We start from the raw sequence: 15,529 nt of genomic DNA on the forward strand, positions 1-15,529 counted from the left end.
GGCGGGGCTTTTTCATGGGTCAGGGTGGTGCGCTTCGAAAACCAGAGCCGCAGGCACATCGACATCCCAGACGATCCCGCGGTCCTCCACCGGCACCGGCTCGACCCGCCCCGTGGCAAACAGCGCCTTCGCTCCACGATCACCGGACAACGCCCGTAACGCCTCCCCGAAATCGCGGCCGAACCCCACGGGATGCCCATACCCGCCAGCCAGCGTCGGTACGCAGATCCTCTCCCTTGCCATCCTCGCCAGCACCCGTTCAAAGGTCTCCGGCAGGATAAATGGCATATCCCCCAGCACCATCAGCCAGCCGTCGGCCTCGGCACTGGCGGCGACCCCGGTGGCAATGCTGTCACCCATGCCCGTGGACCCGGGCAACAGCACCCGGCAGCCGTGGGCCTGGCCCAGGCGAATCACTTCAGGCCGATCCGCCGTGGTCACCAGCACCCGCGCGCCCAGGCTGTCAGGCAGGCTGCGCAGCACCTGTTCCAGTACCGGACGCACCACCCCGTCACGCCCCTCGCAAGCGGCCAGCAACTTGTCCTGATCGGCCCCGGCCACCTGCCGGAACCGACTGCCCTGCCCCGCCGCCAGGATGATCGCGGCAATCGACTCATTCACCCGGTGCCAGCTCCGCTTTCTTCTGCCGTGACTCCACGCCGTTCTTGATCGCGACGATCTCGGCCAACAGCGACAAGGCGATCTCCGCCGGCGTGTGACTGCCGATAGGCAAGCCGATCGGCCCATGCAACCGTGCGATCGCCTCGCTGCCCAGCCCCAGCAGCGCCAGATTGTCCCGCCGCTTGCGGTTGTTGACCCGCGAGCCCAGCGCACCGACGTAGAAGGCCCTGGAATTGAGCGCCGTCAGCAAGGCCATGTCGTCCAGCCGCGGGTCATGGGTCAGCGCGACGATCGCCGTGCGCTCGTCGGCCTGGATATTCAGCACCGCCTCATCGGGCATGCCCGGTACGAAACGGCCGTGCGGTTCCTCCCAGCCGTGAACGAACTCCTCGCGCGGATCGCAGACCAGTACCTCGAAATCCAGCATCCGCGCCATCTGCGCCACATAGCGCGACAACTGCCCGGCGCCGATCAGCAGCAGGCGCCAGCGCGGCCCGTAGATGGCCCGCAGCGTGCGCTCATCGAAGCTCAGCAGATCCTGCCGGCCGGCCTCATGCAGAGTCACCGTTCCGCTGAGCAGATCCAGTTCACGCGCGACGATCTCGTGAGCCTCGCAACGCCGCAGCAGTTGCTCGACCCAGGCGACATCGCCGACCCGTTCCTCGGTCAGACGCAGGGTGCCACCACACGGCAGGCCGAAGCGCGCCGCCTCCTCGCGACTGACACCATAGGTCACCAGTTGCACCGGGGGCCCGTCTGCGGGCAGGCGCCCATCGTGCAGGCGGGCGATCAGGTCATCCTCGATGCAACCACCCGACACCGAGCCGATCACCATGCCATCCCCACGCAAGGCCAGCATCGCCCCGGGCTGGCGCGGCGCGCTGCCCCAGGTCCGGACCACGCTGTACAGCATTACCCGGTGCCCGGCGCGGCGCCACTGCAGGACGCTGCGCAGGACATTCAGATCGACGCTGTCCATCAGGCCTGCGCCTTGTTCCAGCCTTGCAGTTGATAACGCACCGGCAGGTTGCGGATACGCTGACCGGTGGCAGCGAAGATCGCATTGCACAGCGCCGGCGCGATCGGCGGCACCCCAGGTTCACCGACACCACCCAGTGGCACCTGGCCCGGCGGCGTGACCAGGTGCACCGCCACTTCCCGGGGGGCCAGGGACATGCGCGCCACTTCGTACATATGGAAGTTGTCCTGCTGGACCTGGCCCTCCTTGAAGCTGATCTCGCCCAGCACCGCGTTGCCCAGGCCCATCACGCAAGCGCCCTCGAACTGCGAGCGGATCCGTTCCGGGTTGATCTGCGGTCCGCAGTCCACGGCGATATCGGCCTTGTGCACGATCAGCGTGCCATCGTCCTTGACCTCGACCTCGATCACCGCCGCCACATAGGTGACGAAGCTGTAGTGCACCGCCAGGCCCAGGCCACGTCCCTTGGGCAGCTTGCGCCCCCAACCGGCCGCCTTGGCCGCGGTTTCCAGCACGGTGCGCAGGCGTCCGGTATCGATCGGGTAACGCTCCGGCGACTCACCGTAGTTCCACTGTTCGCTCAGGCTGCGCGGATCGATCTGCCGGTCGGGTCCCAGCAGCTTGAGCTGATAGGCCAGCGGATCCTGGCCGGCCTTGTGCGCCAGTTCGTCGACGAAGCTCTGGATGGCGAAACCATGGGGAATGTTCGACACCGAGCGGTACCAGCCGACCCGGGTGTGGACTTTCGCCTCGGGGTTCTCCAGGCGCACGTTGGGAATGTCATAGGCCATGTTGGTGAAACCCATGCCCAGTTCGAACGCCGCCTCGTTGTTCATGTTCGGCGCGAACAGCGCGGTGATGCTCGGGGCCACGGTGCGGTGCAGCCAGCCGGATGGCGTACCGTCCTGGTTCAGGCTGGCCTGCAGGTATTCCGCCGACACGGTGTGGAAATAGGAGTGGTGGATGTCGTCCTCGCGGGTCCATTGCACCCGCACCGCCGTACCCGGCATCGCCTTGGCCAGGATCGCCGCCTCGATGACGTAGTCCGGCTTGGACTTGCGCCCGAAGCCACCACCGAGCAGGCTGACATGGACGGTGACCTGGTCGAAACCGATGCCCAGCCGCTCGGCAATCCGCTCGCGGGTGACCTGGGGGGCCTGGGTCGGCGCCCAGGCCTCGCATTGCTCGTCGTTGAAACGGGCGATGGCGACCATCGGCTCCATCGGCGCCTGCGCCAGGTGCGGCAGGTAGTAGCCGGCCTCGAAGTGGCTCGCGGCCCCCTTGAGCGCCTCATCGACATTGCCGGTATTGCGCACCACCTTGCCCGGCTGGCGCGACGCGGCTTCCAGTTCCTGGCGATAGGCAACCGAGTCGTAGCGGGCATTGTCGCCATCGTCCCAGACAATGTTCAGCGCCTCGCGCCCCTTGATCGCGGCCCAGGTGTTGCTGGCGATCACCGCCACGCCACCCAGCGGCTGGAATTCGGACGGCAACGGGCGAGGTTCGATCTCCAGCACCTTGAGCACGCCAGGCACCTTCAGCGCCGCCGCCGCATCGAACGACTTGAGCTTGCCGCCATACACCCGCGGACGCGCCACGGTGGCATAGACCATCTTCTCGAAATGGATATCGGCCCCGTAAAGGGCACGGCCGTTGACGATATCCGCACCGTCGATGGCCCGCGTCGATTCCTTGCCGATATAGCGGAACTCCGCGGGCTGCTTGAGCCGCAGACTGTCCCGCGGCGGCACCGCCAGGGCGCCGGCAGCGGCGGCCAGGACTCCATAGCCCAGCTCGCGCCCGCTCGGGCTGTGGATAACCTTGTGCAACTGCGCCCGGCACTCGCCGACCGGGACGTTCCATTGCTGCGCGGCAGCCTGTTCCAGCATGGTCCGTGCGGCAGCACCACAGCGGCGCATGGGTTCGTACCAGTGACGCATGCTGCGCGAGCCATCGGTGTCCTGGTTGCCGAAACGCACTTCGTCTCCCGGCGCCTGGCGGACCTTGACCTGCGCCCAGTCGGCCTCCAGTTCGTCAGCCACCACCATGCTCAGGCTGGTACGCACGCCCTGGCCCATCTCCGAACGGTTGCAGACCACCGTCACACTGCCATCGGCGTCGATGCTGACATAAACCTTGGGATCGTCGACCCAGCCATTGGGCATGCCGTCGGCGCCGTACTTCTTCTCGCCTTCGGCAAAGGCATCGGGCAGGCCCCAGGTGGCCGCCAGCACCAGCGCGCCAGTGGCGCCGACCCCCTTGAGAAAGCCGCGCCGGCTGAGGTTGCTCAGGGCGAAATCGTTCAGGGAGCGGCTCATGCCTTGGCCTCCTGCAAATGGGCGGACGCGGCCTGGATGGCCGTCTTGATGCGGTTGTAGGTGCCACAGCGGCAGATATTGCCAAGCATGGCTTCCTCGATCTGCTCGTCGCTGGGCTTGGGGTTCACCTTGAGCAGGGCAGTGGCCGACATGATCTGTCCGCCCTGGCAGAACCCGCACTGCGCCACGCCACCGTCGAGCCAGGCCTGTTGTACCGCCTGGCCGACCGGATCGCTGTGCAGGTTGTCGATGGTGCGCACGTCGCGGCCCACCACCGAGCCGATCGGCGTGACGCAGGAACGGGCCGCCAGGCCGTCGATATGCACGGTACAGGCACCACACAGGCCCATGCCGCAGCCGAATTTGGTCCCGGTATAACCCGCCACGTCGCGAATAGCCCAGAGCAGCGGCATATCCTCGGTGACGTCCAGGGGATGGTCTTGACCATTGAGTTTCAGGGTAATCATGGGCACGCCCGCATCGTTGAAGGTCATGGGGTCGAGCCATCTGCAAGGGGCCGCACGGACGGCAGCAGATCGACTCAGGCTAATCGGCTCTCTTGTGAAGCGGATGCTTCACCGGGCCGTTCGTTGAGGCTTTTTTACCGTTTTGACCAGCCCGGGGAAAGCCATTCCATGCAAAAAAGCCCCATGCAGTCCGACTGCACAGGGCTTTGAGAGAAAGCGCTCCGGCTGACCAACGATCAGCATAGCCTCATTCAGTAGAGGTTCGGTTCCATTTCCAGCTGAACCGCAAAACGCTCGGCGATATCGGCCTGGATCCGCCGGGCCAGGGCCAGCAGTTGCTCCCCCGTCGCCGCGCCGTGGTTGACCAGCACCAGCGACTGCAGGCGATGCACACCGGCGTCGCCATCGCGGAAGCCCTTCCAGCCGGCCGCCTCGATCAACCAGCCGGCCGCCAGTTTCACCTGCCCGTCGGCCTGTGGATAACCGACCAGCGCGGGGTGAGCCTGCTTCAGCTCGGCGGCGTGAGCGGCCGAGACTAGCGGGTTCTTGAAGAAGCTCCCGGCATTGCCGAGTACCGCCGGGTCCGGCAGTTTCTCGCTGCGAATGCAGCAGATCGCCCGACTGACATCAAGCGCCCCCGGCTGACTGACACCCTGCTCTTTCAGGCGCTCGGCCACCGGACCGTAGCCCAGGTGCAACTGCTCGACCCGGCTCAGGGCAAAGCGCACCCGCAGGATCAGCCAGCGCCCCTGGGCGTGCTTGAACAGACTGTCGCGGTAGCCGAACTGGCACTCTTGCAGGGAAAACTCGCGCAATTCGCCGGTCTGCCGGTCGAGGGCGGTGAGGCCAGCGAACACATCCTTGATCTCGACGCCATAGGCACCGATGTTCTGCATCGGCGCGGCGCCGACGGTGCCGGGGATCAGGCTGAGGTTCTCCAGGCCATACCAGCCTTGGGCCAGGGTAGCCAGCACGAACGGATGCCAGGGTTCGCCGGCCTCGGCCTCGACGATCACACGCTGGCCGTCATCGCTGAGCAGGCGAATGCCGCGACTGCCCATGCGCAACACCAGCGCCTGGATATCGCCGGTCAGCAGCAGGTTGCTGCCACCGCCGATCACCAGCAGGGGCAATTGCCGCTGCGCCGCGAAAGCCAGGGCCTCGCGCACGTCGTCATCACCGTGGGCCTCGGCGAACCACTGGGCACGGACATCGACGCCAAAGCTGTTGTAGGGCTTGAGGGAAACACCGGCTTGCGGTTGCAGGCTCATAGACGCCCCCGGAGTTCGTCGACCAGGCGATCGCTGGCCTGCTCGATCAGGTCCAGTACCTGTTCGAAGCCGTGTTCCTCGTCGTAGTACGGATCCGGGACCTCGTCCAACGCACCGTCGTAACGACGCAGGAACAGGTCCAGCTCGGCCTTGCCCTGGGCCGGCTGCAGCTGCTTGAGGTGGCGCAGGTTGCTCTGGTCCATGGCGAGGATCAGGTCGAAGCGGTTGAAATCCGCGCTGCTCACCTGGCGGGCGCGCTGCGCCGACAGGTCGTAGCCGCGCAGCCGCGCAGCCCGCTGGCTGCGGCTGTCCGGCGCCTTGCCGACATGCCAGTGGCCGGTACCGGCGGAATCGACCTCGATCAGTTCGGCGAGACCGGCCGCGCGCAACTTGTGGCGCAAGACGCCTTCAGCCGTGGGCGAACGACAGATGTTGCCCAGGCAGACAAACAGGACCCGCATCAGGCCTCCAGCAAACGACGAACGCGTTCGAGGTCTTGTGGTGTATCGACGCCGGTGGGCGGTGCCTCCAGGGCGTCGGCCACATGGATTCGCACGCCGTGCCACAGGGCCCGCAACTGCTCCAGGCGCTCGGTGGTTTCCAGCCAGCACGGGCCCCAGCCGACGAAGTCATGCAGGAAGCCGGCACGGTAGGCATAAATGCCGATATGCCGACGGAACGGCACGCCTTTCGGCAGGTGTTCACGATCCCCGGCAAAATCGTCGCGGGCCCAGGGCAAGGTGGCCCGGCTGAAGGTCAGGGCCAGGCCGTTGATGTCGCTGACCACCTTGACCACGTTCGGGTTGAACAGCGCCTCGACCTCTTCGATCGGCTCGGCCAGGGTGGCCATGCGCGCTTCGGTGTGCGCCGCCAGGTTGGCCGCAACCTGGTCGATCACCGCCGGCGGGATCAACGGCTCGTCACCCTGGACGTTGACCACGATCGCCTCCGGTTCCAGCCCCAGCAGGCTGGCGACTTCGGCCAGGCGATCGGTGCCGGACTCATGGTCTTCGCGGGTCAACAGCACTTCGGCGCCGAAGGCCTGGCAGGCTTCGACGATCCGTGGGTCGTCGGTGGCCACCACCACCCGCTGGGCGCTGCTTTTGCGCGCCTGTTCCCAGGTGTGCCGGATCATCGGCTTGCCGGCGATCAGTTGCAGTGGCTTGGCCGGCAGGCGCGTGGAGGAATACCGCGCCGGAATCACGACGATGAACGGAGTGCTCATTTGTCCAGACGCTCATCGGCGCTCAGGGTGCGCGCCTCGCTCTCGAGCATCACCGGGATGCCGTCGCGAATCGGGAACGCCAGGCCGGCGCCCTTGCTGATCAGCTCGGTCTTGTCGGCGCTGAGCTTGAGCGGCCCCTTGCAGATCGGGCAAGCGAGGATATCGAGCAGTTTGGTGTCCATGAGGAGTTCCCTGGATAAAAAGGGGTTTAGGGCAAAAGACGATCGGGCAGCAGACGCAGCAATTGCGTGTCGAACCAGGCCACGAACGCTTCGGAAGGCACCGCGTCGACCGCCAGGTACCACCAGTCGGCGGCCGCGAACGCCCGGCATTTCACCGCGTCCTTTTCGGTCATGACCAACGGCAGCGACGGCGTGAAACTCAGGGCCTGCGCGCTGTATTCGGCATGATCGGCAAAGGCGTGGGGCACAGGCTGCCAGTGTAGCGTTTCGAGGGTATTGAAGAAACGTTGCGGATTACCGATGCCGGCCACCGCGTGCAACGCCTGGCCGACGGGAAAGTGGTCGAGCGGCTGGCGTTCGCCGCTCAGCAGATTGACCAGAGCGGTCGGCTGCAGGCGAAAGGCGAAACCGTCGCCGCGATCGGCGTCGGCGCCGTTGTACATCAGCGCGTCGACACTCTGCAGGCGCTCCAGCGGCTCGCGCAGGGGGCCGGCGGGCAGGCAGCGGCGATTGCCCAGGCCACGGGCGGCGTCGATCAGCACCAGTTCCAGGTCGCGGGCCAGGCGGTAATGCTGCAGGCCGTCGTCGGAGAGGATCAGGTCGAGCTGTTCCTCGGCCAGCAGGGCCTGCACCGCGCGGCTGCGATCCGGATCGATCATCAGCGGCACATTGTTGCGCCGGACGATCAGCAGCGGCTCGTCGCCGGCTACCGCCGCGGACTGCTCGGCACGTACCCGCCATGGCAGGCTCGGCGGCCTGGCGCCGTAACCACGGCTGACCACGCCCACACGCAGGCCGCGACGCCGGCAATGCTCGACCAGCCAGAGAATCATCGGGGTCTTGCCCGTACCGCCGACCGTGATGTTGCCGACCACGATCAACGGCACCGCAGGCTGGTAGATGTCGCCTGCGCCGGCAACGAAGCGGGCGCGCTTGCCATCGACCACGCGACGATACAGCCACTCCAGCGGGCGCAGCAGGGTCAGGGCCGGATGGCCCTCGTACCAGGCGCGCAACAAACGGTCCGAGAGAGCCATCAGGGCGCCGGCGCCGCCTCGACGGTGGTCATGCGCAAGTGACTGAAGCCGAGCTTGCCGGCGGCGTCCATCGCGGTGATCACGGCCTGGTGCTGGGTCTTGCCGTCGGCACTGATCGACAGCGGCATGTTGGTGTCACCGTTGGACTCCTTCTGCAACGCTTCCATCAGGGTCGACAGGTCATTCTTCGGCAGTATCTGGTTGTTCACCGAGAATACGCCATCGGCGCTGATGGCGATGTCCAGTTGCTTGACCAGTTGATCCTCCGCCGGCGAACCGCTGACCGCCTGCGGCAGGTCGACCCGCAGTTGGGTTTCGCGGGTGAAGGTGGTGGTGACCACGAAAAACAGCAGCAGGACGAACACCACGTCGATCAGCGAGGCGAGGTTGATATCGATGGTTTCCCGGGGCTTGCGGCGGAACTTCACGCTTTGCCCCCGGGCATTTCAACATCGCGGTCGCCCTGGACCACTTCGACCAGCTTGATCGCCTGCTGCTCCATGCCCACCACCAGCTCATCGATGCGGCGTTGCAGGAAGCGGTGGAAGAACACCGCGGGAATACCGACGATCAGGCCCGACGCGGTGGTGATCAGAGCCTTGGAGATACCGCCGGCGAGGACGGCCGCATTGGTGGTCATGCCCGAGCCCATGAACGAGCTGAAGATATCGATCATGCCCAGCACCGTACCGAGCAGGCCGAGCAGCGGCGACATGGCGGCGATGGTGCCGAGGGCGTTGATGTAGCGCTCCAGTTCATGGATCACCCGGGCGGCGGCCTCTTCGATGCACTCCTTCATGATCTCGCGACCGTGCTTGGAGTTCGCCAGGCCCGCGGCGAGGATTTCACCCAGGGGCGAATCGGCGCGCAGTTGCTTGAGTTTTTCCTTGTCCAGCTGCTTGTCGCGGATCCACACCCAGACCTGCCCCAGCAGATGCTCCGGGGTCACCCGGCTGGCGCGCAGGGTCCACAGGCGCTCGGCGACGATACCCACGGCGGCGATGGAACTCAGAATGATCGGCAACATCATCCAGCCGCCGGATTTGACCAATTCCCACACAGTGACAGCCCCCTCGAAAAAGTGCGCCACTCTAACATAGGGGTCGGCCGGGCCGAAGAACGTGATGTCGCATCAGGGAGCGGTTTAATAACCCTGGGCTATTTGAATCACGCTGCACCGGCACCCCCACAAGGGGACTGGAGTGCTCAGCCCTCTATCGGATCAACGCCAGAATCGCTTGTCCTCGCGCTGCGACTGCGCATCGCCAAAAGCCCCCAGCACCAGGCGCACCGCACCCTGCTCGGCACTGTCATGTACCGCCATCCCCAATGCCTGGTAACGAGCCATCACCTGCGGATGCGGATGGCCGAAGCTGTTTCCACGACCCCGGGAAATCAGCACGGCCCTCGGCGCCAGTCGCTGGAGAAAGCTCATCGACGAGGAACTGCGGCTGCCATGATGAGGGGCCTGCAGCCAGTCGGTGGCGACCGCCAGCGGACTGTCCAGCAAGGCCTGCTCGGCGTGGGTGTCGATGTCTCCGGTCAGCAGCAGCCGCTCCCCCCGGGCCTCGATCTGCAGCACGCAGGAACGCTGGTTGCTATCCTGCGCCGCGGCCCATTGCCAGAGCCCGAAACTCACTCCGTCCCATTGCCAGCGCTCGCCACTGGGGCAGGTACCGGCATGCAGGGGTGCCGGCAATCCCGGGGCATCACCACTGATCACCCGGTTCACCGGCATACCGTTGCGGACCGCCAGGGCACCACCGGCATGGTCGGCATCGGCGTGACTGATCAGCATCAGGTCAAGCTCGCGTACCCCCAGCTTGCGCAGCGTCGGCAGGACCACCCGCTGGCCCAGGTCGAACGCGCCGAAGCGCGGCCCCGCGTCATACAGCAGGTTGTGATGGCGGGTACGGACCAGGATCGCCAGGCCTTGCCCGACGTCCAGTTGCCAGATTTCGGCCTGCCCTTGCGGCACCCTGGACGGCGGCGAGCACAACACCATGGCCACCAGCGGCCAGCCCAGGGGCCGTAACGGCACGCCCGCGGGCAGCAACAACAGCAGAACACCCAGGCTGCCCAGGCCCCAGGCCCAGGGTGCAAGGGTTCCGGGTAGCCAGGCCGGTACCCGTGTCGCCACCTGGGCCAATCCCTGGAACAGGATTTCCAGCAGGCCGCCGGCCAGCCACAACAGCGCTTCACCGATCCAGGGCAGCGTCAAGGTCAGGGTCCCGAGCAAGGCCAGCGGCAGTACCGCAAGGCTGATCCAGGGCACCGCAACCAGGTTGACCCACGGGCCGCTGAGGCTGATGGGCAGGCCGAGCGCCAGCAGCCACGGCAGCAGGCCGAGGGCGATGGTCCATTGCGCGCGGGTCCAGGTTTGCCAGAGGTTCCAGGCCCCCAGCCGGCCGGCGAAACAGAAGATCAGCACCGCCACTGCGGCGAACGACAGCCAGAAACCCGGTCGCAGGCTGGCCAGGGGCTCGACCAGCAGGACCAGGTTCAGCGCCACCAGCAACGGCCACGACACCCCCAGATGGCGGTAGCGCAGGCGCCAGAGCAGCACCATGCCGATCATCGCGCAGGCCCGGCGCACCGGGACGCCAAAGCCGGCCAGCAATCCGTAGCCCAGCGCCGCGGCAAAGGCCAGGCCGCAGGCCCAGGGTAGCCAGGGCAGGTGCCGCGGCCACAGGCCATAACGCGCCAGCCCCGCCACCAGGGCATAGACCAGCGCGGCGAACAGCCCGATATGCTGCCCGGAAATCACCAGCAGGTGCACGGTGCCGGTGTCCTGCAGGACGCGCCAGGTGTCAGGCGACAAACCCGAACCATCGCCCAGCACCAGCGCCACCAGGGTCGCCGACTGGCCCCAGGCATCGACCGCCAGCAGGCGCAGACGAATCCCGTCGCGCCAGGACCCTGGCGATGCGGCCAGTCGCTGGCCGTCCTTGATGGTACCGGTGGCGCCGATCCGCTGGGCCAGCAACCAGGCCTCACGGTCGAAGCCATGGGGATTGAGCAGCCCGCTCGGCGACTTGAGCTTGACCGCCAGCCGCCAGCGCTCGCCACTGCCGACCGCGGGCCCGCCGTACCAGGCCAGGCGCATGCGCCGCGGCAGCAGCGTGCGCCGGGAGCTCGCGTCTTCCAGCACGAAGCGTTGCACTGCTCCATCGTTTTCCGGCAGTCCCACCACCTGCCCTTCCAGCCACAGTGTCTGGCCGTCCAGCTGCGCTGCCAGGCGGTCACTCAAGGCCAGGTGAGCCTGCAGGCAGGCCCAACTGAAACCGAACAGCACCAGCGCGACCGGATAGCTGCGAAACGGCAACAGCATCAGGCCGAGCAGCGACAACACCGGCAGCCACCCGAGCGGAGGCAACTGCGGCAGAAAACGCAGGCTCAGCAGGCCCGCCGCCAGCGCCAACATCCCTGTGCGCATCTCTCACTCCATGAACCCGTTCAGTTCTCGGAATAGCCCGATTGGCCGGCAGCTGCTTTATCAATTGTCACAATGTCTGAATGGGTCGTCAGTAGAATCCGGGCATACTGCCCGCTTGAACCGACCGAGAAGCCCTATGCCGCGTCGCCTATTCAAACGCTACATGCCCGACCCGCAGAGCATCCGCGAACACAAGCACTTACGATTTTTCGGCCAGCTGCTCCACGATCCGAACCTCTGGCACCTCAATCGCCACTCGGTGTCACGGGCCATGGCGGTCGGCCTGTTCGCCGCACTGATACCCATCCCGTTGCAGATGCTGCTGGCGGCGTGCCTGGCGATTTTTCTGCGCGGCAACCTGCCGATCGCCGTCAGCCTGGTGTGGCTGACCAACCCGCTGACCATGCCGCCGATCTTCTATTGCACCTACAAGCTGGGAAGCTGGGTGATGAACCTGCCGCCACGCAGCCTGCCGGACGAACTGACCTGGGCGTGGATCAGCGACCAGCTGTCGACGCTGTGGCAACCCTTTCTGCTGGGTTCGGTGCTGTTGGGGCTGCTGCTGGCCGTCCTGGGTTACTGCCTGACGATGAGCTATTGGCGCTGGTGGGTGGCCCGGCAATGGCAGCGGCGCCGGGAACAGCGCCGTGCCAAGGGATGATCCTGCAGATTACTGGCGCATGCCGCGCCCGCTGACCAGCAGCCGCGCGCAACCGAAATACAGCACCACGGTCGCCAGCAGCATGAAGGCGATGGCCACGCTGATACGGATGTCCGATACCCCTAAAATGCCATAGCGGAAGGCGTTGACCATGTGCAGCACCGGGTTGGCCAGCGATACGGTCTGCCAGAACGGCGGCAGCAGGCTGATGGAGTAGAACACCCCGCCCAGGTAGGTCAGTGGCGTCAGCACGAACGTCGGGATGATCGAGATGTCGTCGAAGTTGCGCGCGAACACCGCGTTGATGAACCCCAGCAGCGAGAAGATCGTCGCCGTCAGCACCACCACCAGCAGGGTCACGCCCAGGTGATGGACCTGCAGGTGGGTGAAGAACAGCGACAGCAGGGTCACGATGATCCCCACCATCAGGCCGCGCAGCACACCGCCCAGGGTGTAGCCGACGAGGATGGTGTGCGGCGAAACCGGCGACACCATCAGCTCCTCGATCGAACGCTGGAACTTGCTGCCGAAGAAGCTCGAGACCACGTTCCCGTAGGAGTTGGTGATCACCGACATCATGATCAGCCCCGGCACGATGTACTCCATGTAGGTAAAGCCACCCATGTCGCCGATCTGCCGGCCGATCAGGTTCCCGAAGATCACGAAGTACAGGACCATGGTGATGGCCGGCGGCAGCAGGGTCTGCGGCCAGATCCGCATGAAGCGACGCACTTCCCGGTAGACGATGGTGTTGAGGGCGACCAGGTTGGCCTGCAGCTCCGAACTCATACCGCCACCTTCGACAGATTCTTTTCTACCAGTGACACGAACAGTTCCTCAAGGCGATTGGTTTTGTTACGCAGGCTGAGGACTTCGATCTGCTGCGTGGCCAGTTGGCCGAACAGTTCGGTGATGCCCACGGATTTGTCCACCTGCACTTCCAGGGTATGGCTGTCGAGCAGCTTGCTCGGGTAGCCGATCAGGCTAGGTGCGACGGTTTGTGCATGCTTGAGGTCGAGCAGGAAGGTCTCGACATGCAACTGGCTGAGCAACTGGCGCATGCTGGTGTTCTGGACGATGGTGCCGTGATCGATGATGCCGATGTTGCGGCACAGCTGTTCGGCCTCTTCCAGGTAATGGGTGGTGAGGATGATGGTGATGCCCTTCTCGTTCAGCTCGGTGAGAAAGGTCCACATCGAACGACGCAACTCGATGTCGACCCCGGCGGTCGGCTCGTCGAGGATCAGCAGGCGCGGCTCGTGCACCAGTGCCCGGGCGATCATCAGCCGGCGCTTCATGCCGCCGGACAGCGAACGGGACGGCACGTCGCGCTTGTCCCACAGGCCCAACTGGGTCAGATACTGCTCGGCGCGCTCCTTGGCGACCTTGGCCGGGATGCCGTAGTAGCCGGCCTGGGTCACGACGATGTCGAAGGTCTTCTCGAACTGGTTGAAGTTGAACTCCTGCGGCACCACGCCAATGCTGCGCTTGAGTGCGGCGGGTTGCCGGTCCAGGTCGTGGCCGAAGACATTCACCGTGCCGCTGGTTTTGTTCACCAGGGTCGAGAGAATGCCGATGGTGGTGGATTTGCCGGCACCGTTGGGGCCGAGCAAGGCGAAGAAATCACCTTCGGCGACGTCCAGATCGATACCACTCAGGGCCTGGAAACCGTTGCCGTAGGTTTTGGTTAGCTGCCGGATGGACAGAGCGGAACTCATAGCGGACGATGCACCAAGAAGGAAGGAAAAAGTCGGGAAACTGCGCGAAAACCAACCGCATGGCCGGCCTTCCATAGCCCCATATAAGGGCACGCCGGGTCGTGAACAATAGCGGCGCGCCAGGACTATGGTGCTTGGCTACGCCGCACAAGTACAGCAACCCGCGTTAATAGTAGCTATTAAGTCAAAGCGGTCATGACCGCACGCTGGTAGGCCGGACGTTGCTTGAGGCGCTCGTACCAGGCACTCAAATGGGGCAACTCCGGTCGTTCGATGGGCATCTCGAACCAGGCGTAGATGAAGCTGCCCAGGGGAATGTCGCCCAGGCCGATCTCCTGGCCGGACAGGTAGGGCTGCTGCGCCAGAGCCCGGTCGGCCATGGCCAGAAGCTCGCCACAGGCTTGCAAGCCGGCGTTGATCGCGGTCCAGTCCTGCTGCTCGGCCGGCGTGCGCATGACGCCCCAGAACACCACGCGAAACGGCGCGACGAAGGACGAGGTGGCCCAGTCCATCCACTGCTCGGCACGGGCCCGCACCTGCAAGTCCGCCGGTGACCAGACCGGGTTGGCGGCGTGCCTGGCCGCCAGGTAGCGGACGATGGCGTTGGATTCCCACAGGACGAAGTCGCCATCCTCGATCATCGGCACCAGGCCATTGGGATTCTTCTCACGGTATTGCGGCGTGTTCACGACACCAAAGGCACCACCGGCATCGATGGACTCGTAGGAAAGTCCCAGCTCCTCGGCAATCCATAGTACTTTCCTGACATTCGACGAATTCTTCCGACCCCAGATCTTCAGCATGACGGCCTCTCACAGGATAAATGCCGACGCAGTCTACGCCCGATCAGCCACGACTCAAATCGCCGCGCATGTCACCTCGCAAGGGCAGCGCGTCGGCGAGGAACAGGTGGGGATAACACTCGGCCAGATGACCGAAGAACAACGCCTGCGGCACATCGGCGAACTGCCCGTGGTCGCGCAGGTATTCCATGTGCCGCTGGCCATCATGGGTGTAGGGATGGAACACACTGTCGCTATGCCCGTCGAATTCCAGCGGTATCACCCCGAAGGCTTCGCACAACCCCTTGTCGAAAGCCGGCGTGGCCTTGACCCAGCGTCCGTCCAGATGGAGCTCGGTATAGCCGTGCATGGCGAACACTTCGCTCTTGAGCAACTCCAGCACCCGGGGCGTCGACAGGTGATTGCGTACGTCCGCCAGGCCGATCCGGGCCGGTATCCCGCAGTGCCGGGCGCAGGCGGCAAGCAGGGTCGCCTTGGGCACGCAGTAGCTCTGCCCCAGCGCCAGGGCATGGCTGCCGCACAAGGTCTGCGGGTTGCGGCTGAAGGCGTAGATGTTGTAGCGAACCTCATCACGCACGGCGTAGTACAGACTGATGGCCTGTTCCCTCGGGTCGCGGCTGGCGCCGCGACGACTCTCGGCGAACTCCATCACCGCCGGGTGGTCACTATCGATGAAGCGTCCTGGATTCAGATACTCGTGCATGAGCGCAGTCCCCGTGGCCAGTCTCGAGTCTAGCCCCGGGCACCGCGCGCCGGGCACGACGATTCGGCCAAGTCACAGACCCACCGTGCCTTTCTTGCGGGCAGTGCG

At 65.3% G+C, this 15,529-nt stretch carries 17 protein-coding genes; 1 reads left to right on the forward strand and 16 read right to left on the reverse strand.

The features are described from left to right. Positions 1-12: 12 nt before the first annotated feature. The 12 genes from ACMGT0_RS23540 to ACMGT0_RS23595 form a co-directional block, all read right to left on the reverse strand. A complete protein-coding gene (locus ACMGT0_RS23540; protein WP_416770030.1) occupies positions 13-621 on the reverse strand; it encodes a nucleotidyltransferase family protein in 609 nt (202 codons plus the stop codon). Further along, a complete protein-coding gene (locus tag ACMGT0_RS23545; protein WP_416770032.1) occupies positions 614-1,600 on the reverse strand; it encodes an XdhC family protein in 987 nt (328 codons plus the stop codon). The genes ACMGT0_RS23540 and ACMGT0_RS23545 overlap by 8 nt, the downstream gene beginning before the upstream one ends. Next, the gene (locus ACMGT0_RS23550; protein ID WP_416770034.1) at positions 1,600-3,918 is read right to left on the reverse strand and encodes a molybdopterin cofactor-binding domain-containing protein; all 2,319 of its coding nucleotides are present in this window, start codon (positions 3,916-3,918) and stop codon (positions 1,600-1,602) included. The genes ACMGT0_RS23545 and ACMGT0_RS23550 overlap by 1 nt, the downstream gene beginning before the upstream one ends. Continuing rightward, positions 3,915-4,385, reverse strand: a complete 471-nt coding sequence (locus ACMGT0_RS23555) for a (2Fe-2S)-binding protein (RefSeq protein ID WP_054061193.1) — start codon at positions 4,383-4,385, stop codon at positions 3,915-3,917. Before ACMGT0_RS23555 ends, ACMGT0_RS23550 begins: the two co-directional genes overlap by 4 nt. Before the next feature lie 251 nt (positions 4,386-4,636). Next, positions 4,637-5,656 (reverse strand): UDP-N-acetylmuramate dehydrogenase, encoded by a 1,020-nt coding sequence (gene murB, locus ACMGT0_RS23560; protein ID WP_416770036.1) that lies wholly within the window; start codon positions 5,654-5,656, stop codon positions 4,637-4,639. Next, complete coding sequence (locus ACMGT0_RS23565) at positions 5,653-6,117, reverse strand: low molecular weight protein-tyrosine-phosphatase (RefSeq protein ID WP_054061191.1); 465 nt, start codon at positions 6,115-6,117, stop codon at positions 5,653-5,655. The genes murB and ACMGT0_RS23565 overlap by 4 nt, the downstream gene beginning before the upstream one ends. Next, a complete protein-coding gene (gene kdsB, locus ACMGT0_RS23570; protein WP_054061192.1) occupies positions 6,117-6,881 on the reverse strand; it encodes a 3-deoxy-manno-octulosonate cytidylyltransferase in 765 nt (254 codons plus the stop codon). The genes ACMGT0_RS23565 and kdsB overlap by 1 nt, the downstream gene beginning before the upstream one ends. Continuing rightward, on the reverse strand, positions 6,878-7,063 hold the full coding sequence (locus tag ACMGT0_RS23575) for a Trm112 family protein (protein WP_017905777.1): 186 nt from the start codon (positions 7,061-7,063) through the stop codon (positions 6,878-6,880). The genes kdsB and ACMGT0_RS23575 overlap by 4 nt, the downstream gene beginning before the upstream one ends. A 26-nt stretch (positions 7,064-7,089) precedes the next feature. Continuing rightward, positions 7,090-8,100 (reverse strand): tetraacyldisaccharide 4'-kinase, encoded by a 1,011-nt coding sequence (lpxK, locus tag ACMGT0_RS23580; RefSeq protein ID WP_416770039.1) that lies wholly within the window; start codon positions 8,098-8,100, stop codon positions 7,090-7,092. Continuing rightward, on the reverse strand, positions 8,100-8,528 hold the full coding sequence (locus ACMGT0_RS23585) for an ExbD/TolR family protein (protein ID WP_054061406.1): 429 nt from the start codon (positions 8,526-8,528) through the stop codon (positions 8,100-8,102). The genes lpxK and ACMGT0_RS23585 overlap by 1 nt, the downstream gene beginning before the upstream one ends. Continuing rightward, complete coding sequence (locus ACMGT0_RS23590; RefSeq protein WP_054061405.1) at positions 8,525-9,160, reverse strand: MotA/TolQ/ExbB proton channel family protein; 636 nt, start codon at positions 9,158-9,160, stop codon at positions 8,525-8,527. The genes ACMGT0_RS23585 and ACMGT0_RS23590 overlap by 4 nt, the downstream gene beginning before the upstream one ends. A 162-nt stretch (positions 9,161-9,322) precedes the next feature. After that, entirely contained in the window at positions 9,323-11,536 is a 2,214-nt protein-coding gene (locus ACMGT0_RS23595) for a DNA internalization-related competence protein ComEC/Rec2 (protein ID WP_416770042.1), read from the reverse strand. A 136-nt stretch (positions 11,537-11,672) separates the two neighbouring features. Between ACMGT0_RS23595 and ACMGT0_RS23600 the strand changes: the two genes are divergently transcribed. Beyond that, entirely contained in the window at positions 11,673-12,197 is a 525-nt protein-coding gene (locus ACMGT0_RS23600) for a DUF2062 domain-containing protein (RefSeq protein WP_416770044.1), read from the forward strand. 9 nt (positions 12,198-12,206) lie between these two features. Here the strand turns inward: ACMGT0_RS23600 and ACMGT0_RS23605 are convergent, their stop codons facing one another. The 4 genes from ACMGT0_RS23605 to ACMGT0_RS23620 form a co-directional block, all read right to left on the reverse strand. After that, positions 12,207-12,986 carry an ABC transporter permease gene (locus ACMGT0_RS23605; protein ID WP_054061436.1) on the reverse strand — a complete coding sequence of 260 codons (780 nt, stop codon included), beginning with the start codon at positions 12,984-12,986 and terminating at the stop codon, positions 12,207-12,209. Continuing rightward, on the reverse strand, positions 12,983-13,915 hold the full coding sequence (locus tag ACMGT0_RS23610; RefSeq protein WP_054061437.1) for an ABC transporter ATP-binding protein: 933 nt from the start codon (positions 13,913-13,915) through the stop codon (positions 12,983-12,985). Before ACMGT0_RS23610 ends, ACMGT0_RS23605 begins: the two co-directional genes overlap by 4 nt. Positions 13,916-14,094: 179 nt before the next feature. Further along, on the reverse strand, positions 14,095-14,718 hold the full coding sequence (locus ACMGT0_RS23615) for a glutathione S-transferase family protein (protein WP_054061438.1): 624 nt from the start codon (positions 14,716-14,718) through the stop codon (positions 14,095-14,097). Between the two features lie 43 nt (positions 14,719-14,761). Then, on the reverse strand, positions 14,762-15,421 hold the full coding sequence (locus tag ACMGT0_RS23620) for a transglutaminase-like domain-containing protein (protein ID WP_273825744.1): 660 nt from the start codon (positions 15,419-15,421) through the stop codon (positions 14,762-14,764). Positions 15,422-15,529 lie beyond the last annotated feature (108 nt).

Origin of the sequence: Pseudomonas sp. RHF3.3-3 (assembly GCF_048069595.1) — a bacterium.
GTDB lineage: Bacteria > Pseudomonadota > Gammaproteobacteria > Pseudomonadales > Pseudomonadaceae > Aquipseudomonas > Aquipseudomonas fuscovaginae_B.

Excerpts from the sequence above, each read along its gene's own strand:
- ACMGT0_RS23545 (WP_416770032.1), bottom strand. The coding sequence starts at position 1,600 with ATGGACAGCGTCGATCTGAATGTCCTGCGCAGCGTCCTGCAGTGGCGC.
- ACMGT0_RS23550 (WP_416770034.1), bottom strand. The coding sequence starts at position 3,918 with ATGAGCCGCTCCCTGAACGATTTCGCCCTGAGCAACCTCAGCCGGCGC.
- ACMGT0_RS23555 (WP_054061193.1), bottom strand. The coding sequence starts at position 4,385 with ATGATTACCCTGAAACTCAATGGTCAAGACCATCCCCTGGACGTCACC.
- murB (WP_416770036.1), bottom strand. The coding sequence starts at position 5,656 with ATGAGCCTGCAACCGCAAGCCGGTGTTTCCCTCAAGCCCTACAACAGC.
- ACMGT0_RS23565 (WP_054061191.1), bottom strand. The coding sequence starts at position 6,117 with ATGCGGGTCCTGTTTGTCTGCCTGGGCAACATCTGTCGTTCGCCCACG.
- kdsB (WP_054061192.1), bottom strand. The coding sequence starts at position 6,881 with ATGAGCACTCCGTTCATCGTCGTGATTCCGGCGCGGTATTCCTCCACG.
- ACMGT0_RS23575 (WP_017905777.1), bottom strand. The coding sequence starts at position 7,063 with ATGGACACCAAACTGCTCGATATCCTCGCTTGCCCGATCTGCAAGGGG.
- lpxK (WP_416770039.1), bottom strand. The coding sequence starts at position 8,100 with ATGGCTCTCTCGGACCGTTTGTTGCGCGCCTGGTACGAGGGCCATCCG.
- ACMGT0_RS23595 (WP_416770042.1), bottom strand. The coding sequence starts at position 11,536 with ATGCGCACAGGGATGTTGGCGCTGGCGGCGGGCCTGCTGAGCCTGCGT.
- ACMGT0_RS23600 (WP_416770044.1), top strand. The coding sequence starts at position 11,673 with ATGCCGCGTCGCCTATTCAAACGCTACATGCCCGACCCGCAGAGCATC.
- ACMGT0_RS23605 (WP_054061436.1), bottom strand. The coding sequence starts at position 12,986 with ATGAGTTCGGAGCTGCAGGCCAACCTGGTCGCCCTCAACACCATCGTC.
- ACMGT0_RS23610 (WP_054061437.1), bottom strand. The coding sequence starts at position 13,915 with ATGAGTTCCGCTCTGTCCATCCGGCAGCTAACCAAAACCTACGGCAAC.
- ACMGT0_RS23615 (WP_054061438.1), bottom strand. The coding sequence starts at position 14,718 with ATGCTGAAGATCTGGGGTCGGAAGAATTCGTCGAATGTCAGGAAAGTA.
- ACMGT0_RS23620 (WP_273825744.1), bottom strand. The coding sequence starts at position 15,421 with ATGCACGAGTATCTGAATCCAGGACGCTTCATCGATAGTGACCACCCG.